This window comes from Paraburkholderia caledonica, from assembly GCF_000383275.1.
GTDB lineage: Bacteria > Pseudomonadota > Gammaproteobacteria > Burkholderiales > Burkholderiaceae > Paraburkholderia > Paraburkholderia caledonica.
In genome coordinates this window covers 54,767-78,825 of the sequence record NZ_KB911047.1, presented here as the reverse complement: position 1 = coordinate 78,825, position 24,059 = coordinate 54,767, and the positions used below count along the sequence as shown (strand labels likewise).

The following is a 24,059-nucleotide window of genomic DNA, read 5'->3' as shown; positions in this document are numbered from 1 at the left end:
GTTGAAGGTCGGCGGCAGCGGCTGGTAGGTCAGCTCGCCAGAACGCCGTCTCGCTAGTTTAGTACAACTCTTTCGGCGGCCTTGCGTACCGGCAGGGCCGCGCGAAATCACGGTGCAAAAGCTGTGGCGCGCGGCAGCAGTCCCGCTCGTGGCGGAACGGTGCACGGCAACGGAACGGGCAAAGGCGCTCACGGGTTCCAGTGCACGAAGTTGCGATACACGCGCAGCCCCGCGTCGGCGCTCTTTTCCGGGTGAAATTGGGTCGCGAAGATGTTATCCCGCGCCACCGCCGAGGTAAAGGGCACACCGTACACGGTTTCGCCGGACGTATGCGCGGCATTTTCCGGCACCACGTAGTAGCTGTGCACGAAGTAAAAGAACGCGTTGTCCGCCACGCCGTCCCACAGCGGATGCGGCAGCGCCTGACGCACGCGGTTCCAGCCCATCTGCGGCACCTTGAAGCGCGAGCCGTCGTCCTGCACCTGGCCTTCCAGATCGAAACGCAGCACCTTGCCCGGCAACAGTCCGAGGCCTGGCGTATCGCCCTCCGCACTCCAGTCGAACAGCATCTGTTCGCCGACGCAGACGCCCATCAGCGGCTTCACGCGCGACGCTTCCACGACTGCTTCCTGCAAGCCGGACTCCGCGAGACTGCGCATGCAATCGGGCATCGCGCCCTGGCCCGGCAACACCACGCGGTCGGCCGCGCGAATCGCTTCGGGCTTGTCGACGATCGCCACGTCCGCTTCCGGCGCGGCTTTGCGCAAGGCCTGCGCCACCGAGCGCAAGTTGCCCATTCCGTAATCCACAATCGCTATCGAAGTTTTCATTTCAAGTTAGGCAGCAAAGCCTTCAATCCATCGACGATGAATTCCACCGCCAGCGCCGATAACATCAAACCCATGAGCCGCGTGCCGATGTTGATACCCGTGCGACCAACCCAGCGGGCAATCGGTTCGGCAAGACGCAACGAAAAAAAGCAGATCGCCGCCAGAACCGCGCCGATCACGATCAGGCTGATCCGGTCGTACCAGTGCGGCGAGCCGGCTGCATAAATGATCGTGGTGCTGATCGCGCCCGGGCCGGTCAACAGCGGAATCGCCAGCGGCACGACCGCGATGTTGTCCTTCTGCTCTGCCTCGTGGCGTTCTTCGGGCGTCGAACGGCTATTGCCGATCTGCGCGTTCAGCATGTTGATCGCCATCAGCAGCATGATGATCCCGCCGCCGACCTCGAGCGAACCGACCGAAATGCCGAAGAAGCTGATGATCTGCTGCCCGAGCATCGTGGTTATCGCAATCACGCAGAACACCGAGATCGCCGCGATCCGAATGGTTCTGCGACGCTCGACGTCGCTCTGATTCGCCGTCAGGCTCATGAAAAACGGAATGGCGCCGATCGGATTGATCAGCGCGAGCAGCGAGATAAACGACTTCAGAATATCCATTGAACACCGGGCGCGCGCATTGCGCGACCCCGGTCCTGGTAAATGCGTCGCTTAAAGACTGCCCTTGGTCGACGGAATCTGTCCCGCCGCGCGCTCGTCAAGCTCGACAGCCATGCGCAGCGCACGACCGAAAGCCTTGAACACCGTTTCCAGTTGATGGTGAGCGTTCAGGCCGCGCAGGTTGTCGATATGCAGCGTGACGCCCGCGTGGTTCACGAAGCCGCGGAAAAATTCGATCGACAGATCGACGTCGAACGTGCCGATGCGCGCGCGCGTGAACGGCACATGAAATTCGAGTCCCGGACGGCCGGAGAAGTCGATTACGACACGCGAAAGCGCTTCGTCGAGCGGCACATACGAGTGGCCATAGCGGCGAATGCCCTTGCGGTCGCCGATTGCTTTTGCCACGGCCTGGCCGAGCGTGATGCCGGTGTCTTCGACAGTATGGTGGTCGTCGATGTGCAGGTCGCCATGCGCTTCGATGTCGAGATCGAACAGGCCATGCCGTGCGATCTGGTCGAGCATGTGGTCCAGAAACGGCACGCCGGTGGCCAGCTTTTGCTGACCGGTGCCGTCCAGATTGATCTTGACACGGATCTGCGTTTCGCTGGTATTGCGAACGACTTCCGCAAGGCGCATGGTAATTCCTCGAATCTAGCTGTGAAGCGATAGTAGTGTGGGGTGGGAGCGGCTGCTTGTCGCCGCTCGCTCAGTGCAGCACGAGTTTCAGCGCGGCGATCAATTGGGCGTTTTCTTCGGGAGAACCGACGGTCAAACGCACACAATTAGCGAGCAGTGCATGCATTTTACTCACGTTTTTGATCAAAACCCGCGCGGCGAGCAGGGTTTCGAACAGAACCGAGGCATCGGGCACACGCACCAGCAGGAAGTTACCGGCGCTGGGGAACACTTCGGCGCCCGGCAATTCGGCTACGGCCTGAGCGAGTTTCGTGCGCTCGTCGCGCAATTGCGCGGCTTGCGAGTCGAGCACGTCGACGTGATCCAGCAGGAAGTCCGCCGCGGCCTGGGTCAACACGTTGGTGTTGTAGGGCGGGCGCACCTTGTCCAGTTCGGTTAGCCAGGCGGGCTTGCCGACCAGATAACCGAGACGGATGCCGGCGAGGCCCAGCTTCGACACCGTGCGCATCACGACGACGTTGTCGAACGCGTCAGCGCGCGGCAGCCAGCTTCGCTGCGCGAACGGCTGGTACGCTTCGTCGATCACCACGAGACTTTTCGTCGCTGCGGCGATGATGCGCTCCATGTCGGCATCGTCGAATAACGTGCCCGTGGGGTTGTTCGGGTAGGCGAGATAGACGACCGCCGGCTCGTGTTCGGCGATTGCCGCGAGCATGGCTTCCGTGTCGAGCGTGAAGTCGGCGTTCAGCGGCACACCGATGAACTCCAGATTCGCGAGCTTCGCCGACATCTGATACATGACGAAGCCCGGCACCGGTGCCAGCACCTTCGCGCCCGGCTTCGCGCACGCGATCGACACCATACTGATGATCTCGTCGGAGCCATTGCCGAGCAGCACGTCGCAGCCGGCCGGAACGCCCATTACGCGCTTGATTTTCTCTATCAGCGCTTCGGGGCGCGGCGCCGGATAACGGTTGAGCGCGACGCCCGCCAGATGCTCGCCAAGATGCGCTGCCAGCACCGGCGGCAGCGGAAACGGGTTTTCCATTGCGTCGAGCTTGATGTAGCCGGTCGCGTCTGCAACGGGATAGCTCGTCATCGCGAGCACGTCGCGTCGGATGATGTCTTGAGGTGTCGTCATAGGTCAGTTGGCTGGCCGCGCGTGTCGCACGCGTCTGGCGCATGAAACGCGTCGGACGCGCCTTGTTTCGCAGCGGCTTGCCGCGTCGGGTTGGTCTGCGTTGTCGTTATTGGATACGAGTTCGTCAACGGGAGTTGCGCGGGAGTTGCTCGGGGAGCGGCGAACCGTGCCGCATCGATGCATTGGCTGCGTAACGTTCCCGCCTTGTTCGCGATTCGGGGCACCTTGCGCTTGAGCTGCATGGGCCGCTCCGCTCGCCTTCGCTGTGATCAGCCGGTCAACACATTCGCGTAGCCGCCTTGCCGCTCCAGCCGCGCTCAGCCGCTATGCCGCATCCGGTACTCGGCGCTGCGCGCGTGTGCCTGCAGGCCTTCGCCGTAAGCCAGCTCGGCGGCAATCTCGCCAAGCGTCTGCGCGCCTTCCGCGCTCACTTCGATCACGCTCGAGCGCTTGAAGAAATCGTAGACGCCCAACGGCGACGAGAACCGTGCGGTGCGAGACGTGGGCAAAACGTGGTTCGGCCCCGCGCAGTAGTCGCCGAGACTCTCGCTCGTATAGCGGCCGAGGAAAATCGCGCCCGCGTGGCGGATCAACTGCCCCCACTGATGCGGCTCCAGCGCCGAGATTTCGAGGTGTTCCGGCGCGATGTCGTTGGCGATCGCGCAGGCCTCCGCCATATCGCGCACCTTGATGAGCGCGCCGCGCCCTTCGAGCGACGCCTGGATAACGTCCCGGCGCGGCATGGTGGGCAAGAGTTCGTTGATCGCATCGTTCACGCGGCCGATGAACGCATCGTCCGGGCACAGCAGAATGGACTGCGCGAGCTCGTCGTGCTCGGCTTGCGAGAACAGGTCCATCGCGACCCAACGCGGGTCGGTCGTACCGTCGCACAGCACGAGGATTTCCGACGGTCCCGCAATCATGTCGATGCCGACTGTGCCGAACACGCGCCGCTTGGCCGACGCCACGTACGCATTGCCCGGACCGCAAATCTTGTCGACAGCCGGTACGGTTTGCGTGCCGTACGCGAGCGCGCCGACGGCCTGCGCGCCGCCAATCGTGAATACCCGATCCACGCCGCCGAGCAGGGCCGCCGCCAGCACGAGCGGGTTCTTCACGCCGTCCGGCGTGGGCACCACCATGACGATTTCGCGCACGCCGGCCACGCGCGCCGGAATCGCATTCATCAGCACCGACGACGGGTACGCTGCCTTGCCGCCCGGCACGTAGATACCCGCGCGATCGAGCGGCGTGACCTTCTGGCCGAGCACAGTGCCGTCGGCTTCCGTGTATTGCCAGCTATGGCTGCCGCACTCGATTTTCTGCTTCTCGTGATAGCCGCGCACGCGCGCCGCCGCCGCTTCGAGCGCTGCGCGCCGCTTCGGCTCGAGACCTTCGAGCGCCGCTTCGAGTTCCGACATCGGCAGCTCTAACGCGGCAACGCTGTTTGCGCTCAGGCGGTCGAAGCGGTTCGTGTATTCGAGCACCGCCGCGTCGCCGCGCGCCTTGACGTCGCTGAGAATCTGCGCGACCGAGCGCTCGATTGCTTCGTCTTCGCTCGCCTCGAACGCGAGCACCGCATGCAGTGACTTCTGGAAGTCGCGAGCAGTGGAATCGAGTTTGCGAATCTTGATAGACATACGGGTATCCGTTTCGGTAAGGCGCGCTTTAGAGCAAAGTCAAACTGGCTCGATCCGCCTGTCAGGCCGCGGCAAGACCGGCTTTCGTCGCGCGTTCGAACGCGTCGAGAATCGGCCGCAATGCGGCGCGCTTGAGCTTCAGCGCCGCCTGGTTCACAACGAGGCGCGATGAAATCTGCATGATCTCCTCGACCTCCACGAGATTGTTGGCGCGCAACGTGTTGCCCGAACTGACCAGATCGACGATGGCGTCCGCGAGTCCGACGAGCGGCGCCAGTTCCATGGAACCGTACAACTTGATCAGGTCGACGTGAACACCCTTGGCGGCAAAATGCTCACGTGCGGTTTCGACGTACTTGGTCGCCACGCGCAAGCGGGCGCCCTGGCGCACCGCGTTCGCGTAATCGAAACCCGCCGCGACCGCGACCGACATACGGCAGCGCGCGATGTCCAGATCCACCGGCTGATACAGCCCGCTGCCGCCGTGTTCGAGCAATACGTCTTTGCCGGCCACGCCGAAATCGGCCGCGCCGTATTCCACGTAGGTCGGCACATCGGTCGCTCGCACGATGATCACGCGCAGATTGGCGTCGGTAGTCGGCAAAATCAGCTTGCGCGAGGTCTCCGGATCTTCGGCTACTTCGATACCGGCTGCAGCCAGTAGCGGCAGCGTTTCCTCGAAGATACGCCCCTTCGACAAAGCAAGCGTAAGCGGTGCGCTGACCGCTGGCGAGCTCGACGTTTGCGGCATCGAACTCATGCCTGGCTCCCGGCGATGCGGCGGACCTTTGCGCCAATCGCGTTGAGCTTGGCTTCCATGCGGTCGTAGCCGCGGTCGAGGTGATAGATGCGGTCGATCAGCGTCTCACCTTCCGCACGCAAAGCAGCGATCACGAGACTGGCCGACGCGCGCAGGTCCGTTGCCATCACCTTGGCGCCCGAGAGCTTGTCGACGCCGGTCACGAGCGCGGTCTTGCCGTCCGTTGTGATGTTGGCGCCGAGGCGGTTCAACTCCTGCACGTGCATGAAGCGATTTTCGAAGATCGTTTCGACAACCTGCGCCTTGCCGTCCGCCACCGTATTCAGCGCCATGAACTGCGCCTGCATGTCGGTCGGAAACGCCGGGTACTCGGACGTGCGGAACGACACGGCATTCGGACGCTTGTCCATGCGAACGCGCATCCAGTCGTCGCCTTCCTCGATTGTCACGCCGGCTTCGCGCAATTTGTCGGTCACCGCTTCCAGAATCTGCGGACGCACATGGCGCAACGTAACGTCGCCGCCCGCCGCAGCCACCGCGCACAGGAACGTGCCGGCTTCGATCCGGTCCGGAATAACGGTGTGCCTTGCACCGTGCAGCTTGTCCACGCCCTGAATGACGAGGCGGTCAGTGCCGATGCCCTCGATCTTCGCGCCCATCTGCACGAGCAGATGCGCAAGGTCGCCGACTTCCGGTTCGCGCGCCGCGTTTTCGATGATCGTCTCGCCTTCCGCAAGCACCGCTGCCATCAGCAGGTTTTCGGTTCCGGTCACCGTGATCATGTCGGTGATGATGCGCGCGCCCTTCAGGCGCTCCGCGCGCGCTTCGATAAAGCCGTGCTCGATGGTGATCTCGGCGCCCATGGCCTGCAGGCCCTTGATGTGCTGATCCACCGGGCGCGCGCCGATCGCGCAACCGCCGGGCAGCGACACGCGCGCGTGGCCAAAACGCGCGACCAGCGGGCCCAGCACCAGGATCGACGCGCGCATGGTCTTCACCATCTCATACGGCGCGACGAGGTTATCCACCTTCGATGCGTCGAGCGACACGCGCCCGTTGCCGCTTTCAATGCGCACGCCCATCTGGCCGAGCAGCTTGAGCATCGTGCGCACGTCCTGCAAATCCGGCACGTTATCCAGTTCCACCGGCTCCGCGCTCAGCAGACTGGCACACAGGATCGGCAACGCCGCGTTCTTCGCGCCCGAGACAACGACCTCACCCGACAGCGGGTAGCCACCTTCAATGACGAGTTTGTCCATGCCTGTCTGTTCCTGATCGACCCGGACTTCAGCCGGGACTGCTTTGAATGTGTTCGACGCGCCGCTGCCGGCGTCGCGCCCTTCCTGAGTAATTCGCACTAAATTTCCAGATTACGCGTTCTGCCATTCGGCGGGCGTCAGCGTTTTCATGCTGAGCGCGTGGATTTCTTCGCGCATGCGGTCACCGAGTGCCGCATACACGAGTTGATGACGCTGGATCAGCCGCTTGCCCTCGAAGCTCGGGGAAACGATGGTCGCAAAGAAATGCTGACCGTCGCCTTCGACTTCGAGATGCTGGCAGGCGAGCCCAGCGGCGATGTATTGCTTGACCTGTTCGGGAGTCGGCAACATGAGAAAAGCTCCAGTCAGTGGCGCAGCTTGTAGCCGGACGCGAGCATGCGCATCGCCACCACGGCCAGCACCACGAAGAAACCGGCGACAATCGCGAGGCTCGCGAGCGGATTGATATCCGACATCCCGAAGAAACCGTAGCGAAAGCCGTCGATCATGTAGAAAAAAGGATTGAGCCGCGACACCTCGCGCCATACCGGCGGCAGCGTATGTGTGGAGTAGAACACGCCCGAGAGAAACGTGAGCGGCATGATCAGAAAGTTCTGGAACGCGGCGAGCTGGTCGAACTTTTCGGCCCAGATACCGGCGATCAGACCGAGCGTGCCGAGAATCGCAGCGCCGCAAATGGCAAACAGAATGATATAGAGCGGCGCGACGAAACTGATCGGCACGAACCAGATCGTGACGATGAACACGCCGAAGCCGACCGCAAGCCCACGCGCGACCGCCGCGAGGACGTAGGCACCGAACATCTCGTAATGCGACAACGGCGGCAATAGCACGAACACCAGATTACCGGTGATTTTCGACTGGATCAGCGACGACGAACTGTTCGCAAACGCGTTTTGCAGCACGCTCATCATCACAAGGCCTGGAATCAGGAAGCTCGTGTATTCGACGCCCGGATAGACCTGCACATGGTCGCGCAATGCGTGGCCGAAAATGGTCAAATAGAGCAGCGCGGTGATGATGGGCGCCAACACCGTCTGGAACGACACCTTCCAGAAGCGCAGAATTTCCTTGTAGAACAGCGTGCCGAAACCGCTATAGCCGCTCATGCGAGCCCCTCGATCACTTCCGGACCGTTCATTACCTGAACGAAAACGTCTTCGAGGTCGGCTTTGCGGACCTCGATTTCTTCGAATGTGCAACCCGCCGCACGGCATTGCGCGAGGATTTTCTCGACCTCGTCATAGCTCGTGAGACGCAGCAAGTGCTGACGGCCGTTGCCGTTGCCAGCGCCGCCCTCGGCTTCGAGCGGCCGCAGTTCGGCCGGCAACACGCCTTGCGCGAAGCGCACGAACAACTGCATGCCGGCGAAGCGTTGCAGCAAGGTGCTCGTGCGATCGAGCGCTACCACTTCGCCGCGACGCAGCATCGCGATGCGGTCGCACAGCGACTCTGCCTCTTCCAGATAGTGCGTGGTCAGCACGATGGTGTGGCCTTCGCGATTCAGGCGCGAGATAAATTTCCACAGCGTCTGGCGCAACTCGACGTCGACGCCAGCGGTCGGTTCGTCGAGCACGATGACCGGCGGGCGGTGCACCAGCGCCTGCGCGACCAGCACGCGGCGCTTCATGCCGCCCGACAGTGCGCGCATGTTGGCGTCGGCTTTGTCGGTGAGATCGAGATTGGCCATGATTTCGTCGATCCACGCGTCGTTGTTGCGCAGCCCGTAATAGCCGGACTGGATACGCAACGTTTCGCGCACGGTGAAGAACGGATCGAACACCAGTTCCTGCGGCACCACGCCGAGAGCGCGGCGAGCCGCGCGGAAGTCGCCGACCACGTCATGGCCGCGCACGGCGATGTTGCCTTCGTCCGCGCGCGCGAGGCCAGCGAGAATGCTGATGAGCGTTGTCTTGCCCGCGCCGTTCGGACCGAGGAGCCCGAAGAACTCGCCTTCTTCCACCGAGAGGCTGACGCCCTTGAGCGCCTGCAAGTCCTTGTAGCGCTTTTTGACGTTACGAATTTCTATGGCTGACATGACAGTGCGCCACGTGCGACGCGGCGCTTAAAGGAGCCCTGGGCGGGCGCACAAATGCGGGAAAGAAACGGAATTGGGGCCGGTTAGGCGGTCCGAACCGCGCCCCAAAAAACGCTTGATTATAGGGCAAAACGCAAAGGCCCTATCTCAGTAGCGGGGAGTGCGGAGCGGCGCGATGAACGCTTCAGGAGAGCGTCAATGTCGCGCCGACAGCAGCGTATCAACGCCGTAGGCTTGCGCAAGACTGGCAAGGCCAGCCGGCAAATTGAGGATCTGGAAGGCGGCGCCGCGAGCCTGAGCGGCTCGCTGCCATGCGAGGAGCACGGCGAGCGCCGACGAATCGAACTGCGTAAGCGGCGCGCAATCGACAGCGCCCGCACCCGCGGCAATCCGCTCGAGACCCGCCGCAAGCGCGGCATTCGCGCTCGCGTGGGTCAGCGTCGTGCCGCTCGCAAAGCGATTGACGACGGGGCTCAGCACTTCGCTCACGACTGCTTGCCCGCGGCGAGTTGCTGGTTGCGCTGCGTGAGGAACTGGATCAGCCCGTCCACGCCCTTCTGCTGGATCTGCTCGTTGAACTGCTGCTGATACGCCTGGATCAGCCACGCGCCGAGCACGTTGATGTCATAGACACGCCAGCCTTGCGGCGTCTTGTAAAGACGATAGTCGAGCTGGATCGGCGAGCCGTTGTTCATCACGACGGAGCGAACCACCGTGTCGGTGTCGTCAGGATTCATGCGGAACGGCTTGTACTGGATCTGCTGGTCGCGCACCTGAGCAAGCGCGCCGGAGTACGTGCGAATCAGCAGCATCTTGAACTGCTCGACGACCTGGTTCTGCTGCTCAGGCGTCGCCGTGCGCCAGTTGCGGCCCATTGCCAGCTGCGTGGTGCGACGGAAATCCGTGTACGGCAGGATCTTCTGGTTGACGAGCTGCGTGATGTGCGAGATGTCGCCCTGCTGGATCGACTTGTCGGCGCGCACGGCGTCGATCACCTGTTGCGTGACTGTCTTGACCAGAACGTCCGGCGCGCTACTGTCGACGGTCTGCGCAGACGCACCCAAACTCGCGAACGAGAACAGCGCAGCAAACAACGGAATCAGGAAAAATTTTTTCATATCGAGCCTTGCGTAAAAAATAGTGCAACCGTTTGAACCGACATTAACACGCGAGTTCAGCGGCAATCCATGCGCAAACTGCGAGAGTCGTATCGATCTGTTACGGCCACGCGGTCAGCGCAATTTGAATGACGGGATGTTGAACCGTGTGGGCGGCACAAGCTGTCCCGCCGGGATCTGCGTGGTTTCGGGGCCGCCGTTCAAATCGAGCGGCGGCGTTTCCGAGCTGCCCGAAGCGGACTCGGGCGCCGTGGCGTTGTTGGCCGTTCCGGTTCCCGAAGCGGCTTGAGGCGGCGTCGCGGCGCTCGCACCCGACGCGGCCGACGCCTTTGCGGCAGCACTGTTCGTTCCAGCCGCGCCCGCCGTTCCCGTCACCGCGCCTGCCGGCGCACCGGCGGCCGTGCCGTCGACGTCTTCGTATTTCGGCAGCGGCGCTTCGTCGCCATAGTTCGGCAACGCCTGCGACTGCTTGCCGTCCGACAACAGATACTGACGACGCTGCAAATACGCGTTACGCACGAACGAATACTTGTCGAGCGCGGCGCCTTCCAGCACATCGCTCGCGTTAAGCAGATTCGCGCGCGTATTGACAATGTTGAGGCCGTACAGCGCCCAGCTCAAACCCGCCGGATCCACATAGCTAAGCGGGTTCACATAGTAGTTGCCGATGGAACCCACCGCGTCGCGCACCGTGCTCGGCCCGAACAGCGGCAGCACCAGGTACGGACCTGCCGGCACGCCATAGTGGCCGAGCGTCAGGCCGAGGTCGTTGTCGTGCTTCGGCAGCTTGGCAAGCGTCGCTACGTCGAACAGACCGCCGACACCGAAGATCGTGTTGATCACGATCCGCATGATGTCCTGCACGCCGTCGGTGATCTTCAGCTGCAGCAGGTTGTTCGCCGCGATGTAGACGTCGCCGATGTTCGAGAAGAAGTTAGTCACGCTGTCGCGAATCGGCTGCGGCGTGATGAATACGTAACCCTTGGCGACCGGCTTTAGCGCGTACTGGTCCAGCTTGTCGTTGACCGTGAAGATGGTGCGGTTCAAGCCTTCGAGCGGATCGCCCTTGGTGGGCGTCTGCACCGTGGTACAGCCGGCGAGCAGCGCGGCGGCGACGGCCAGTTTGGCCACCCGGAAGGCGCCAGCGCTCCCAGCGTGTGAGGTCTGCATTATTGTTCTCCTTATTGACCGGCGGAGCCGGAAGCAGGCAAGGCCGCCGCAGGCGCCGCGGATGCCGCGCCCGGCTTCGACGCGCCCGAATCAGCCGCTTTGCTATAGAGGAACTGCCCGATCAGGTTTTCGAGCACGATTGCCGATTGCGTCATCGAAATCGTGTCGCCGGCTTTAAGCATCTCGGAGTCGCCGCCTGGCTCCAGGCCAATGTATTGCTCGCCGAGAAGACCCGAGGTCAGGATCTTTGCCGACGTATCTTTCGGAAACTGGTATTGCTTGTCGATGTCGATAGTGACGACCGCCTGATAGGCATTGCTGTCAAAGCCAATCGAGGCGACGCGGCCAACTGTGACGCCCGCGCTCTTTACGGGCGCGCGCGCCTTCAATCCGCCGATATTGTCGAACTTCAGCTTAACCGGGTAGGTCGCCTGGAACGACAGCGAGCTCATGTTGCCGGCCTTGAGCGCGAGGAACAGCAACGCCACAAAACCCAGCACCACGAACAGGCCGACCCAGAAGTCGAGAGCAGTCTTTTTCATCGTCATCCCAAAGTGAATCTGCCGCGCCGCCGTTACTCCGCTGCGCGCGGCCACTGACGCGCCGCAGCGGAAAACATGCAGCGCAGTCTTAGCTGAACATCAGCGCGGTCAGCAGAAAATCGAGGCCGAGCACCGCAAGCGACGCGTACACGACAGTCTTCGTCGTGGCGCGCGACACGCCTTCCGGCGTCGGCTTGGCTTCATAGCCCTGAAAGAGCGCCACGAACGTCACCGCGAGACCGAACACCACGCTCTTGACGACACCCGCGCCCACGTCGCGCCAGACATCCACGCCGCCTTGCATTTGCGACCAGAACGCACCGGCGTCCACACCGATCAGCAGCACGCCGACCACATAGCCGCCCGCAATGCCGACCGCGCTGAAAATCGCGGCGAGAATCGGCATGGCAATGATGCCTGCCCACAGGCGCGGCGCGACCACGACCTTGACCGGGTCGACCGCCATCATTTCCATCGCGGTCAGTTGTTCGCCGGCCTTCATCAGGCCGATTTCAGCAGTGAGCGAGGTGCCCGCGCGACCGGCGAACAGCAGCGCCGTGACGACCGGCCCGAGTTCGCGCACGAGCGATAGCGCGACCAGCAGCCCAAGCGCTTGCTCGGAGCCGTAGCGATTCAACGTGTAGTAACCCTGCAGGCCGAGCACGAAGCCGACGAACAGCCCCGAAACCGCGATGATCACCAGCGAATAATTACCTACGAAGTGGATCTGCTTCGTGACAAGACGCGGGCGGCGCAGCAGCGGGAAAAATTCGAGCACGAGTCGCAGGAAAAAGCGTGTCGCATAGCCGGCCGTGCCGAGCCCGTCGAGCACCGAGCGGCCGACCGAGCTGATCAGTGAACCGATCATGACTGACCTCCGCCGACGCCGAAATCCGCCGCCAGCGGCGTCTTGCTCGGATAGTGAAATTTGAACGGGCCGTCTGGCGCGCCGTCGATAAACTGCCGCACCGTCGGGTCCGTGGACGCACGCAGTTGTGCGGGTGTGCCCTCGGCATGGACGCCGCCGTTGGCCAGGAAATAAACGTAATCGGCGATTGCGAACGATTCCGGCACGTCGTGCGTCACCAGGATGGACGTCGCGCCGAGCGCCTGATTGAGCGCCCGGATGAGATTCGCCGTGATGCCGAGCGAGATGGGATCGAGGCCGGCGAACGGCTCGTCGTACATCATCAGTTCGGGGTCGAGGGCGATGGCGCGTGCGAGCGCCACCCGCCGTGCCATGCCGCCCGAAATCTCCGAGGGCAGAAGATCGCGCGCGCCGCGCAGGCCGACTGCGTTGAGCTTCATCAGCACGAGGTCGCGAATCAATTCCTCGGGAAGCTCCGTGTGCTCACGCAGTGCAAACGCGACGTTCTCGAACACCGACATGTCCGTAAACAGCGCGCCGAACTGGAACAACATGCCCATCTTGCGGCGCAACGCGTAGAGGCCCTCGCGCGTCTGCGCGCCGACGTTCTGGCCGTCGAACATGATCTCGCCACGCTGCGCGCGCACCAGACCGCCGATCAGCCGGAGCACCGTGGTCTTGCCGCAACCCGAACCGCCCATGACCGCGACGACCTGACCGCGCTTGAAGCGCAGGTTCAGGTTCGACAGGACGAGCCGGTCGCCGTAACCGAAGTCGACATTGCGCAGCTCGAGTAAGGTCTCGGAGGGGGAAGACACTGACTGACAGTCCTTTTACACGGAAGGCCGAATTATAGGGCCATCATGCAAAAGTTGCCGTGAGGTGCCCTGTCCCTTAACGATTCATCGGGATTATCGCGTAAACCCTTGCTGCAGTGCGGAAACTGCAGCAGCGGGATCGGCGGCTTCTGTGACTGCGCGGACCACTGCGGCGCACCCCACGCCGGTCGCGAGCACCTCGGGCAGGACCTGCAGGTCAATCCCACCGATCGCGACCAGCGGCACGACGCCGTCCAGCAGCCGGACATAGCGGGCGAGGCGCTTGAGGCCCTGCGGCGCCGTGGGCATCACCTTGGTCGTGGTCGGAAACACTGCGCCCAACGCGATGTAGCTAGGACGGAAATGCAGCGCCTTCAGAATTTCGTAGAACCCGTGCGTTGAAAGTCCGAGACGTACACCCGCCGCGGCGATCGCCGACAGATCCGCGGTATGCACATCTTCCTGGCCGAGATGGACGCCGTAAGCGCCTGCATCGAGCGCGGCCTGCCAGTGGTCGTTGATGAAAACCTGCGCGTCGTGCTGGCGCCCCGCAGCAACGCAACGCGCGATTTCGCGCTGAAGTTCGTCGGCGGGATGGGCGGACTTCCGGCGTAGCTGCACCGTTTTCACGCCAAAGCCGACCACCCTTTCGACCCACTCCGCGCTCGGCAGAACCGGATAGAGACCGAGCCGCTCCGGACAGCGCGGAAAGGCCTGGGCCGGCGCTTGTGGCAAACCGGCGAGCCGAGGGAAAGTGGCCAGATCGCAAGGGAAAGCGTCACCCGCGGCGTTGGTCAGGGTTTCGTCGCCGTCGCGCCACGCGAGCGCCAGCACCAACGCGTCGTGCGGATCGAAACCGCAATCCAGAAATGCGGCCAGCGCGGGAATCCAGTCTTCCGCGAGATGCCCTTCAAGGCGATATTTCTCGCCGCCCAGGTGCAGCGTGGCCTTGTTCTCGGCGGCTTCGACGACCGCCGCGCCCTTTACCAGCCAGTGCGCCATCTGCCCCCCGTGCCGCGCGGCATCGGTGAGTACGATCAGATCGCCGCCGTTCGGCTCGTCGGGCGCGGTCAGGCAGATACGCCACGGCGCGTGGGTAGGCGGCCAGTCGCCAAGGCGCGCGCGGATGCGCTCGGTCGCCTCGGTGAGTTCGTCGGCGGGCGGCCAGAACAGGTCGCGGTCTTTCAGAGCCAATGTTTGCGTCATGCAGCGCTCCCGTCCTGATGCCAGAACGGCATGCCGACCACCGGCGTGCTCGCGTGGGCGCTCTCGCGCTCGGCCATCGGTCCCGCGAGAAACGCCTGGCGGCCCGCTTCGACGCCCAGCGCGAACGCGCGGGCCATCGCGTCCGGATGCGTGGCCTGCGACACGGCCGTGTTCAACAGCACCCCGTCAAAGCCCCATTCCATTACCTGCGCCGCATGCGACGGCACGCCAAGCCCGGCGTCGACAATGAGCGGCACGTCCGGCAACCGCTCGCGCAGCACGCGCAAGCCGTACGGATTGATGACACCCTTGCCGGTGCCGATCGGCGCGCCCCACGGCATCAGCGCTTCGCAACCGGCATCCAGCAGACGGCGGCCGATCACGAGGTCTTCGGTGCAATACGGCAGCACCTTGAAGCCGTCTTTGACGAGCTTCGCGGCCGCTTCGATCAGACCGACGGGATCGGGTTGCAACGTGTAGTCGTCGCCGATCAGTTCGAGCTTGATCCACTCGGTTTCGAAGATTTCACGCGCCATGTGCGCGGTCGCCACGGCCTCGCCGACGGTCAGGCACCCTGCCGTATTGGGCAATAGCGGCACGCCATGGTGCTTGAGCAGATCGAAGAAGCCGGCTTCAGCGCCGCCTTCGTTCATCTGCCGACGCAGCGCGACCGTCACCATGCCGGGTCGGGCGGCGTCGATGGAATCCGACAGCGATTGCAGCGACGGGTAACGCGACGTGCCAAGCAGCACGCGGCTCGCGAAGGGTTGGCCGTACAGCGTGAGCGCGTCGGCGGCCTGTGGGGTAGTCATTTGCATGTCCTGGTCTCCTGCAATGCGTGACGGCGTTAACCGCCGGCCACGGGTTGCACGACATCGAGCTTGTCGCCCGGTTGCAGCGCGCGCGCCGCGTGCTGCGCGCGTGCGACGAAATCGCCGTTGAGCGCGACGGCGAACGGCGGCCGCGCGCCGTAAGCGGCGAGCGCATCAGCGACAGTCGCGCCTTCGGGCAGCGACAGCGGCTTCTGGTTAATGTGAATGTCCATGATGTTCGAATACGGTTCAGTCGATGGCTAAAGCACAAGCGTGCTGACGGCACTGCGGCACGGTTCGGCGCTCATGCCGGCTCCCGCGCACAATCGTGCTGGAAAAGCTCGCTCCAGCGCGCGCCGCGCTGCCAGTCCGCGAACGCGTCGGCGTTGCCGATGCGCCCGTCCAGCAGCGCCGTCGCGAAGCGCACGGCTTCGTCGGCGACTTCGGGCACGATCATGTAGCCGTGCCGGTAAAGGCCGTTCACCCGCAGCGTCTGCGCGCCGTCCCACAGCAATGCCGGCCGATGATCGGGCAAAGTCGGGCGGCACTGCGAATTCAGCTCCAGAATGCGCGCCTCGCCAAAGCCCGGATGCACGGAAAACGCAGCGCTCAAAAGCTCCAGTGCGGAACGCACGCTGACGGGCGACATGTCCTCGCCTTCCACCTCGGTTGCGCCGATCACGTAGAGATCGTCCTGCTTCGGTGCAATGTAGAGCGGATAACGCGGATGCAGCAGCCGCACCGGGCGCGTCAGGTTAATGCCTGGCGCTTGCACGCGTGCGACCTCACCGCGAATGCCGCGCAGCGTCGGCAGCACGGGTTTGGCGCCGAGGCCGCGGCAGTCGATCGTGACGCGCGCGGGCGGCAGCGCAGCGTCGCTAACAGGTGTATTCCAGTGAGTCTGAACGCCGCGTTGCGCAAGCCCTGCCGCAAGCGCGCGAAGCACCTGGCGGTTATCCAGCTGGCCTTCGCGCGGCAGGAGCCACCCCTGACTAAAGCGTCCCGCCAGCGCCGGCTCGGCCGCACCGAGCTGCGCGCCGGCCAGCGTGACGAAGCCGCCGTCCAGCAATTCGGCCGGCGCGTTCGAACGCACGCGTCGTTCGAACAACGGCGCCTCGGTGCGATCCGCGTGATGCCAGACGACGAGCGTGCCATTGCGCTGAAAGAACACCGGTTCGGGCAGTTCGGCCAGCACTTGCGGCCAGGTATCGAGCGAGGTCGCGCCCAATCGCGTGATCAGAAGTTCGGCACTCGCGGCTTCGGCGAGCGGCGCCAGCATCGCTGCGGCGACCCACGCGGCGGCTTGCGAACCGGCTGCGTCGCCGCGCTCATAGAGCGCGACGCGATGCCCTTGCCCGGCGAGCCGCCACGCGACGAGACGCCCGCACAGGCCGCCGCCGAGCACCGCGAAATCGAGTTGTGCAGAGCGGCTCATCGTGCGCACTCCGATCCAATGCAACGCGCAATGGCAACGCAGTGCACGCCGCCGGCGACGTGACAAGGAGCAAGAAACATAACTGAAGAATAGGCGGTCATCGAGTCCTTTCCGTACGGCCAAAAAGAAGCGCGTACCCAGGACGAAACCGGCGGGCAAGGCCGGCCAGGCAATAGCGTGCTTCAATGAAGAACGCCGCCCGGCGGGGAATGGAAGACTGGTTGCTTCCGGAAACTTCCCGCGCCGGTATTACCCGGATCGGGTGCAAAGGGTCTCTCTCAGCCTCGCTGCCGCAGCGTGAAAATCACGCCGCTCAAGTGCGAAGCACCCCTGTTTCGTCGAAGGTCATTAGACCATAAAAGGCGCGGCGCTCGCAAACGAGCGGCGCGCGGCATCGCACGCGCCTTGATCCGGCACCGCCTTGGGCGTCGCCCATATCGGCGGCGCGGCGCTCTGGCACAATGCCAGCAGAGATGGCGCAGCGAATGCGGCGTGACGCGGGGCCTGGCGGCGCGAAGTCGCGGCGACGCAGGCGAAACACCCGCAGCGCGGTCGCCGGAAAACTCGCGCCGATCATTAATTTTCGCTTAAGGGCTTCGCGCCAGAATCGGCAATCGCACCGGTGATGCTTGCCGGGTGTCGCCACCCGCACACGCACAAATATTCGCAATGGGCCGGCCTGCGTGGGTCGGCCCGAATGGAACAGCACTCCTCAGGACGCTCATGACAACGAATACATCCGCCAGCCCCGCGCTGCCGCCAGACGAGAAAGTCTCCGCCTGGAGCCTGATCAAGCCCTACTGGGTGTCGGAAGAACGCAAGACGGCGTGGGCGTTGCTTCTCGCGATCATCGTGATGAATCTGCTGGTCGTGTGGATCAACGTCCGGCTCAACCGCTGGAGCGCCGACTTCTACAACGCGCTGCAAACCAAGAATGTGCGCGACTTCCCACATTTGCTGATGGTGTTTTCGGGCCTCGCGTTCGGCTACATCATTCTCGCGGTCTACGGGCGTTACATGCGGCAGATGCTCGGCTTCCGCTGGCGTCAGTGGCTCACCACGCGCTATCTGAACGAGTGGCTGCACGACAGCGCGTTCTACCGGATCGAGCGCGACCGTCTTGCCGACAACCCAGACCAGCGGATCAGCGACGATCTTCAGTCGTTCGCCACCACCACGCTGTCGCTCACGCTCGATCTGCTGTCCACGGTCGTCACGCTGGTGTCGTTCATCACGATCCTGTGGTCGCTCGCCGGCGCGCTGACCATCACTCTCGGCGGCGTTCCGCTGCACATCCCCGGCTATATGGTCTGGGCGGCCGCGCTTTACGCGGTGGTCGGATCGCTCGTGATCCAGAAAGTCGGCCACCCGCTGGTGCCGATCAACTATCAGGCACAGAAAGTCGAAGCGGATTTCCGTTTCGGCCTGATCCGTCTGCGCGAAAACGCGGAGCAGATCGCGTTCTACAACGGCATGGACACGGAGAAGAAAAACGCGCATTCGCTGTTCGGCCGGATTCGCGACAACTGGTGGCAGGTCATGAAGTACACGAAGCGTTTGACCTTCGTGCTGAGCTTCTATGGCCAGATCGCAATCATTTTCCCGCTCGTCGTGGCTGCGCCGCGTTACTTCGCGGGCGCCTTCACATTCGGCGTGCTGATGCAGATTTCGAGCGCGTTCGGCACCGTCAGCGATTCGTTCTCGTGGTTTATCAACAGTTACTCGACACTCGTCGAGTGGCGCGCCACCGTGAACCGGTTGCGCGAATTCAAGCGGGTCGTGCACGCACCGCGTCTGAAGGAATCGGTGTCGCCGGCCACCGCGCACGGCGGCATCAACCTGCATTTCGTCGACGCCGACTCGCTCACCACCGACCGCCTGAAGCTCGCGCTGCCCAACGGCACTCCGCTGTCGCGCATCCGCGATATCGCGATCGAACCCGGCTCACGGTGGCTCGTGCGCGGCCCATCCGGCTCGGGCAAGAGCACGTTGATGCGCGCGCTCGCCGGCCTCTGGCCGTTCGGCGACGGCTCGATAGACGCACCGGTCAACGCGCGCATGATGTTCATCCCGCAGGTCAGCTACATGCCGATCGGCACGCTGAAGGCTGCGCTCACCTATCCGTCGGCAGCCGACACATATACCGACGACGAATGCCGCGAGGCGCTCGTCACCTGCCATCTGTCGCAGTACGCGGACCGTTTGCAGGAATCGGGGCACTGGACGCGCATGTTGTCGCCGGGCGAGCAACAGCGCCTTGCCGCGGCACGCGTGCTGCTGCACAAGCCAGACTACCTGTTCCTCGATGAAGCGACGAGCGCGCTCGACGCCGAAAACGAAGCGCGGCTCTATCGCCTCTTCACCGAGCGCCTGCCGAAGGCGGCGATTGTCAGCGTTGCGCACCGCGAATCGCTTGCTGCGTTCCATGACGAGACGCTCGAAGTCGAGCGTGCCAGCGAAGCGGTCGCCGCATGACTTCCGGCAGCGGTGCGACGAGCGGCAGCAACGCGGCTTTCGAGCGCGTCGTACTGATCACGGGCGCGGGCTCGGGCATCGGGGCCGCGCTCGCCCGGCGGCTCTCGGCCCTGCGGATGGCCGCGCAGGAGACAAGCACCGCATCGACGACTCCGCCCGCGATCGACGCTCCACGCATTGCGCTGATGTTGCACGCACGCGGCGCCGATCACGAATCGCGTCAGCGTCTCACGCAAGTTGCCGCCGAGTGCAGCGCGAATGGCGCGGCCTGCGCCACCGTCTTCGGCGACCTCGCCGAGCGAGGCGCAGCCGAACATGTGGTGCATCAAACGCTTGCAACCTTTGGCGCGCTCGATCAACTGGTCGCCAACGCAGGCCACGCGCAGCGCCAAACGTTGCAGACACTCGATCCCGACACGCTGGGCGCGGCCTTCGCAGCGATGCCCGCCGCGTTCGCCGCGCTTGTGAAACGCGCCACGCCGGCACTCGAAACGTCGAGGCGCGGACGCGTGGTCGCGCTCAGTTCATTTGTCGCACACCGCTATCGCGCCGACGCGCCATTTGCCGCCACAGCGGCCGCCAAGGCGGCGCTGGAATCGCTCGCGAAAACCGCGGCCGCCGAACTCGCGCCGCATGGCGTGACCGTGAACTGCGTCGCGCCAGGCTATACGCGCAAGGATCGCGGGCCGAGCCCCGATAACGCCGCAGTGTGGACGCACGCAGCCGAGGCGACGCCGCTTGGCCACATCGCCGAGCCGGCCGACGTCGCGGCGCTGATTGCCTTTCTGCTTTCCGACGAAGCGCGTCACATCACCGGCCAGGTGATTCACGTCGACGGCGGTTTGACGCTGGGTTGAACTACCGGGCCGAGTCACCGACGCCACCGACGCAATCATCGCGCGGGCCGCACAAACGGCAAGATCCGGAAACACGAAAGAACAGTTCGAAAGCATTTGCGAAGCGGGCGAGCTTTTCCGCCCTTTGAAAAGAGCCGACAACAGCGACGATAGTCGTGCGAGCCGTCCCCGCGGCCCGCAGTCATTCACTGCTAACGGACTCTTCGCTCATGTCACTCGATCGCCGCTCTCCTCATTTCACTCATCGCCTCACGCTTGCTCTCGGCACGGCCATGCTGCTCGCGAGCGCCGCGCAAGCAGCACAAACCACGCCGCCGAACGAGCCGGCTGACGTGTGCCCTGCGCTCAAGCACATCGTCGAGGCGTCCGACTTCAAGCAGTTGCATACGCAACCGGCCGCACAACTGCCGGGCGTCGCAAGTGCGGAAGATTGCCGCTCCAACGCGCACGCTTACGACTGCCACTGGCGCGCGCACTGGCAGGCCGACGGAGTGGTCAACGATCCGCTCGAAGAAATCGGCGCGGACATCGCCGCCTGCTTTCCGAACGTCGTGCACGACGTCAATACGCCGACACGCCAGCACTTCGTCGTCACGACCGCCGAGCGACGCGTCAACGTGACGGCGAGCGTGCAAGGGCAGAACGAATTGCGTCTGCGCGTCACGCGCTAGGCGTCGGGACCATGCGCGTCTTCCTGCGTCTCGCGCAGACGGTCGATCTCTGTTGTTTGTGCTCATCGCCACCTGGCTCTGCTTCATGACCTTCCTGCCTGGCACACGCGCTCACGCTAACGCCTTCACGCGAGCCCCTCGTGCGGCCTGGGTCAGGTTGCGGCGGCCGAGCGCAAAGCTCGTCGCCTGTACCACGCTGACAGTGGGACTGAACGGCTGCGCATGGACGCTGATCCAGGCAGCCGACGCCACCGGCTCCGTGATCCAGGCCGGCTATGCGATTGCCGCCAACTATTCGTCGCCGACCTTCGTGAACGGCCGTCCCGCCGATGTGCGACATGTCTGCATCGAAGTGAATCAGACGGTATCGGTGGGCGACTTCGTGCCGGCGCTGCAACTCGCGCTGGATCGGCGCGGCATTCGTTCGGATGTCTACAATCCCGGCACTTCGCCCGCCGGCTGCGAGGCGCGCCTCGTCTACAACGCCGCGATCGACTATGGCCGCCGTTCGTTCAGCGACGAGTCGATCCAGTACCTGTCGATCATCGACTTGACGCTCGTGCAGAGCGGCCGCGTCCTCGTCACCGCGCGCTATCAGACGGGCGGCCTGAACACCGACCGTTTCTCTTCGGCGTCGACCAAGCTCAATGGCCTCATCGAGAAGATGGTCGTCGATCAGACCGACTTCAGCCGCCAGACGCTGCAAACAGTTCAGACTTCGCAGGTCAATTGAACCGCGCTCATTGTTTGTCTTACTCAGGAAAGGTTTGGAAAGCATCAACCGCTTTGCTGCGCTCGCGCCGATCACTAAGATGATCTGAATGAACCAATCCATTCTGGTCGTCGACGACGACCCCGTCGTACGTGAGCTCGTCAGCCAGTATCTGGAAGGGCGCGGCTTCAAGGTCGCCACGCTCGAGCATGGCATGGCACTGCAGCGCAAGCTTCAGGACGAGCGCCCGGCGCTGATCGTGCTCGACATCATGATGCCCGAGCTCGACGGCATCAGCGCGCTGCGCGCGTTGCGCGTCGCGGGCGACGATATTCCCGTGATCCTTCTCACTGCTCGCGCGGATCCGATCGACCGCGTGATCGGTCTCGAACTCGGCGCGGACGATTATCTCGGCAAGCCGTTCGAACCGAGTGAACTGGTGGCGCGCATTCGCACGGTGCTGCGGCGTCGCGGTTCGGTTGCGCCGAGCGCACCGGAACAGCGCGCGCCGTATCGCTTCGGCCGCTTCGAAGTCAACTTCCCGGCGCGCGAACTGCGCCTCGACGGCGAGCGCATCACGCTGCGTTCGAGCGAATTTGCGATGCTGAAAGTGTTCGTCACGCACGCGATGACAGTGCTCACGCGCGCGCAGTTGCTCGAAAAACTGCACGGCAATAGCGAGGCGCATCGCAACCGCAGTCTCGATGTGTCGATCTGGCGCCTGCGCCGTCTGATCGAGGTCGATCCGTCAGAGCCGCGCTATGTGCAGACGGTGTGGGGGCGCGGCTACGTGTTCGTCCCGGACGGCGAGATCGGCGCGGCTGAGCGCGGCCCAACTGCGCTTTCACAGTAAGCGTGACAAGCGCCGCAGCGACACAAGGTTAGACTCAAGCACGGCGCGGACATAACCGAAAGGCGGCGCGGACAAAACGCGCCGCGCTGCGCCGCGCCCGCTTCAGAAAGTCAGCACGCTAAGAAACATTCGCTGCAGCCAACCCATGGTGGTCGCATCGGAGAGCATCCCCACGCCCGCCTGTTCGATACGTGCATTTGCGACCTTGCTCGAAGCCACGTAGTTACCTGCTTCGATATCCTTAGGATTGATGACGCCCGACAGACGCAGGCGGTCACGGTTGCCGCTCATCGAAATGATTTTTTCACCGGACACGACCAGGTTGCCCGTGGGCATCGTGCCGATCACTGTGACGGCGAGCGTCCCGGTCATGCCGCTCGCGTCGGTCAGGCTGCCCTGCCCTTTGAACTCGGTGCTTGCGGAGCCGACGTTGAAGAGTCTTGCGAGCCGCGCGGCGGCTCCGGTCGAATGATCGGCGGCATCCGCGGTGATGCTGCTTGACCGGCTTGCCGCTGCCGTCGAACTATTGTTCCCGCTATATGACTCCGACAGGCGGATCGTGAGCACGTCGCCGATGTGCTGCGCGCGCGGCGTCTCGTACAGCACCATCAGCGTGCCGGCCTGGTAGATCGCGCCCTGTGTGTTGACGTTCAGCGGCGCGGACACGAGCGGCGGCGCCATCGGCGTTTCGACGATCGACTTCTGTCCGCCGGCGCAAGCCGATAGAGCCACCACCGCGCACATCGCCGCGGAAAAACGAAGCTTAGGCATTGGTTTACTCCCTGGCCTGATCGGCCTCATCTTCGAGTGGATTGGCTGTCAAAGGCGCATGGCGCCTCAACCGGCTTCTGCATCGCTTGCCTGCCACTGCCGCACGACCGACTTGACCCACGCGTCGGAGCCCTTCAGCAGGTATGTCAGCGTGCCGTTGCGAGTGCCGGGCAAAAAACACAACGTGATCGAACTCACCGCGTTTTCCCATACGTAGACCGGCAGCGCGCCTGGCGCCGACACGTTCTGCGTCGCGTGACGCGGCGGGCCGTAGCGCTCCGCTAGCGCCTCGCGCAAGTCCTCGGCGGTGACTTCGTCGATCACGAACGAAATTTCGTATAGACGCAGCGCGCTTTGTTCGTCGCTCCGGCTTTCGCTTCGTCCCCCGATACGCGCGAAGCGCAGCACGTGCTCGGACGCCGGCGCACCATCGACCACCGCTTGCGACAGCGCCCAGCCGTTGTCGTCGCGATGTGCCCAGCGGCACGCGACCGTCAAACTTTCGTGCGACTTCAGCCGCATGCCGAGCACGCCCGCCTGCACATCCGTCTCGCAGACCGGCACGCTGCCGATCGGCGTCGCGCGCACCTTCGAGCCCGCGCGGAATTCGTCGAGCGTGATGCCAAGCGCAATGCCGCGGAAAGCGAACGGCGTGTCCTGCGCGCGCCGCCGCGCATCGGCCAAAGCGTCCTTCGACGCGGGAGCCGCCGCGCTGGCTTCGCGCGCCGCCGGCTGCGCCGGCACGGTCGGCGAAAACGTGCTGCAAACCAGCGCCAACGCGCAGGCAATCCGTTGGGGAGTCATGA

The 24,059-nt window shown here is 63.9% G+C and carries 27 protein-coding genes and 1 riboswitch; of the genes, 5 read left to right on the top strand and 22 right to left on the bottom strand.

The window, feature by feature from the left end:
- Positions 1–188: 188 nt before the first annotated feature.
- The 20 genes from hisH to H281_RS0128970 form a co-directional block, all read right to left on the bottom strand.
- Entirely contained in the window at positions 189–830 is a 642-nt protein-coding gene (gene hisH, locus H281_RS0129070) for an imidazole glycerol phosphate synthase subunit HisH (RefSeq protein WP_027805048.1), read from the bottom strand.
- Positions 827–1,447 (bottom strand): MarC family protein, encoded by a 621-nt coding sequence (locus tag H281_RS0129065; RefSeq protein ID WP_020070646.1) that lies wholly within the window; start codon positions 1,445–1,447, stop codon positions 827–829. Before H281_RS0129065 ends, hisH begins: the two co-directional genes overlap by 4 nt.
- Before the next feature lie 51 nt (positions 1,448–1,498).
- On the bottom strand, positions 1,499–2,086 hold the full coding sequence (hisB, locus tag H281_RS0129060) for an imidazoleglycerol-phosphate dehydratase HisB (RefSeq protein ID WP_015003873.1): 588 nt from the start codon (positions 2,084–2,086) through the stop codon (positions 1,499–1,501).
- Between the two features lie 70 nt (positions 2,087–2,156).
- Positions 2,157–3,227, bottom strand: coding sequence for a histidinol-phosphate transaminase (hisC, locus tag H281_RS0129055; RefSeq protein ID WP_020070645.1), 1,071 nt, complete (start codon positions 3,225–3,227; stop codon positions 2,157–2,159).
- Positions 3,228–3,544: 317 nt separating this feature from the next.
- Complete coding sequence (hisD, locus tag H281_RS0129045) at positions 3,545–4,867, bottom strand: histidinol dehydrogenase (protein ID WP_020070643.1); 1,323 nt, start codon at positions 4,865–4,867, stop codon at positions 3,545–3,547.
- Positions 4,868–4,928: 61 nt separating this feature from the next.
- Positions 4,929–5,627 carry an ATP phosphoribosyltransferase gene (gene hisG, locus H281_RS0129040; RefSeq protein ID WP_020070642.1) on the bottom strand — a complete coding sequence of 233 codons (699 nt, stop codon included), beginning with the start codon at positions 5,625–5,627 and terminating at the stop codon, positions 4,929–4,931.
- Positions 5,624–6,886, bottom strand: coding sequence for a UDP-N-acetylglucosamine 1-carboxyvinyltransferase (murA, locus tag H281_RS0129035; protein WP_027805047.1), 1,263 nt, complete (start codon positions 6,884–6,886; stop codon positions 5,624–5,626). The genes hisG and murA overlap by 4 nt, the downstream gene beginning before the upstream one ends.
- A gap of 111 nt (positions 6,887–6,997) precedes the next feature.
- Complete coding sequence (locus tag H281_RS0129030) at positions 6,998–7,237, bottom strand: BolA family protein (RefSeq protein ID WP_006052280.1); 240 nt, start codon at positions 7,235–7,237, stop codon at positions 6,998–7,000.
- 14 nt (positions 7,238–7,251) lie between these two features.
- Complete coding sequence (locus tag H281_RS0129025; protein WP_020070640.1) at positions 7,252–8,016, bottom strand: ABC transporter permease; 765 nt, start codon at positions 8,014–8,016, stop codon at positions 7,252–7,254.
- Positions 8,013–8,945 (bottom strand): ABC transporter ATP-binding protein, encoded by a 933-nt coding sequence (locus tag H281_RS0129020; protein WP_020070639.1) that lies wholly within the window; start codon positions 8,943–8,945, stop codon positions 8,013–8,015. Before H281_RS0129020 ends, H281_RS0129025 begins: the two co-directional genes overlap by 4 nt.
- A gap of 195 nt (positions 8,946–9,140) precedes the next feature.
- Positions 9,141–9,434 carry an STAS domain-containing protein gene (locus tag H281_RS0129015; RefSeq protein ID WP_020070638.1) on the bottom strand — a complete coding sequence of 98 codons (294 nt, stop codon included), beginning with the start codon at positions 9,432–9,434 and terminating at the stop codon, positions 9,141–9,143.
- Complete coding sequence (locus tag H281_RS0129010; RefSeq protein ID WP_020070637.1) at positions 9,431–10,063, bottom strand: MlaC/ttg2D family ABC transporter substrate-binding protein; 633 nt, start codon at positions 10,061–10,063, stop codon at positions 9,431–9,433. The genes H281_RS0129015 and H281_RS0129010 overlap by 4 nt, the downstream gene beginning before the upstream one ends.
- 114 nt (positions 10,064–10,177) lie before the next feature.
- A complete protein-coding gene (locus H281_RS0129005) occupies positions 10,178–11,233 on the bottom strand; it encodes an MlaA family lipoprotein (protein ID WP_027805046.1) in 1,056 nt (351 codons plus the stop codon).
- 11 nt (positions 11,234–11,244) lie between these two features.
- A complete protein-coding gene (gene mlaD / locus H281_RS0129000; RefSeq protein ID WP_027805045.1) occupies positions 11,245–11,775 on the bottom strand; it encodes an outer membrane lipid asymmetry maintenance protein MlaD in 531 nt (176 codons plus the stop codon).
- An 88-nt stretch (positions 11,776–11,863) separates the two neighbouring features.
- The gene (mlaE, locus tag H281_RS0128995) at positions 11,864–12,631 is read right to left on the bottom strand and encodes a lipid asymmetry maintenance ABC transporter permease subunit MlaE (RefSeq protein ID WP_027805044.1); all 768 of its coding nucleotides are present in this window, start codon (positions 12,629–12,631) and stop codon (positions 11,864–11,866) included.
- Between the two features lie 8 nt (positions 12,632–12,639).
- The gene (locus tag H281_RS0128990) at positions 12,640–13,461 is read right to left on the bottom strand and encodes an ABC transporter ATP-binding protein (protein WP_020070633.1); all 822 of its coding nucleotides are present in this window, start codon (positions 13,459–13,461) and stop codon (positions 12,640–12,642) included.
- A gap of 93 nt (positions 13,462–13,554) precedes the next feature.
- Positions 13,555–14,667 (bottom strand): thiamine phosphate synthase, encoded by a 1,113-nt coding sequence (thiE, locus tag H281_RS36195; protein ID WP_020070632.1) that lies wholly within the window; start codon positions 14,665–14,667, stop codon positions 13,555–13,557.
- Entirely contained in the window at positions 14,664–15,479 is an 816-nt protein-coding gene (locus H281_RS0128980; RefSeq protein ID WP_027805043.1) for a thiazole synthase, read from the bottom strand. The genes thiE and H281_RS0128980 overlap by 4 nt, the downstream gene beginning before the upstream one ends.
- Before the next feature lie 35 nt (positions 15,480–15,514).
- Positions 15,515–15,712 (bottom strand): sulfur carrier protein ThiS, encoded by a 198-nt coding sequence (gene thiS / locus H281_RS0128975; protein ID WP_020070630.1) that lies wholly within the window; start codon positions 15,710–15,712, stop codon positions 15,515–15,517.
- Between the two features lie 71 nt (positions 15,713–15,783).
- On the bottom strand, positions 15,784–16,914 hold the full coding sequence (locus tag H281_RS0128970; RefSeq protein WP_020070629.1) for an FAD-dependent oxidoreductase: 1,131 nt from the start codon (positions 16,912–16,914) through the stop codon (positions 15,784–15,786).
- A gap of 218 nt (positions 16,915–17,132) precedes the next feature.
- Positions 17,133–17,256: riboswitch (TPP riboswitch) on the bottom strand.
- A gap of 381 nt (positions 17,257–17,637) precedes the next feature.
- On the opposite strand from H281_RS0128970, the gene H281_RS0128960 reads away from it, so the two are divergent.
- The 5 genes from H281_RS0128960 to H281_RS0128940 all read left to right on the top strand — a co-directional run bounded on the left by H281_RS0128960 (position 17,638) and on the right by H281_RS0128940 (position 22,482).
- Complete coding sequence (locus H281_RS0128960; RefSeq protein WP_020070627.1) at positions 17,638–19,389, top strand: ABC transporter ATP-binding protein/permease; 1,752 nt, start codon at positions 17,638–17,640, stop codon at positions 19,387–19,389.
- Positions 19,386–20,246, top strand: a complete 861-nt coding sequence (locus H281_RS0128955) for an SDR family NAD(P)-dependent oxidoreductase (RefSeq protein ID WP_020070626.1) — start codon at positions 19,386–19,388, stop codon at positions 20,244–20,246. Before H281_RS0128960 ends, H281_RS0128955 begins: the two co-directional genes overlap by 4 nt.
- A 209-nt stretch (positions 20,247–20,455) precedes the next feature.
- Positions 20,456–20,917, top strand: a complete 462-nt coding sequence (locus tag H281_RS0128950) for a hypothetical protein (RefSeq protein WP_027805042.1) — start codon at positions 20,456–20,458, stop codon at positions 20,915–20,917.
- An 85-nt stretch (positions 20,918–21,002) separates the two neighbouring features.
- Positions 21,003–21,650, top strand: coding sequence for a hypothetical protein (locus H281_RS0128945; RefSeq protein ID WP_027805041.1), 648 nt, complete (start codon positions 21,003–21,005; stop codon positions 21,648–21,650).
- An 88-nt stretch (positions 21,651–21,738) separates the two neighbouring features.
- Positions 21,739–22,482: a response regulator gene (locus tag H281_RS0128940; RefSeq protein ID WP_020070623.1), complete on the top strand. Its 744-nt coding sequence runs from the start codon at positions 21,739–21,741 to the stop codon at positions 22,480–22,482.
- 102 nt (positions 22,483–22,584) lie between these two features.
- On the opposite strand, the gene H281_RS0128935 is transcribed toward H281_RS0128940, so the two are convergent.
- Positions 22,585–23,226 carry a flagellar basal body L-ring protein FlgH gene (locus tag H281_RS0128935; RefSeq protein WP_370687492.1) on the bottom strand — a complete coding sequence of 214 codons (642 nt, stop codon included), beginning with the start codon at positions 23,224–23,226 and terminating at the stop codon, positions 22,585–22,587.
- 93 nt (positions 23,227–23,319) lie between these two features.
- Positions 23,320–24,057, bottom strand: coding sequence for a hypothetical protein (locus H281_RS0128930; protein ID WP_027805040.1), 738 nt, complete (start codon positions 24,055–24,057; stop codon positions 23,320–23,322).
- Positions 24,058–24,059 lie beyond the last annotated feature (2 nt).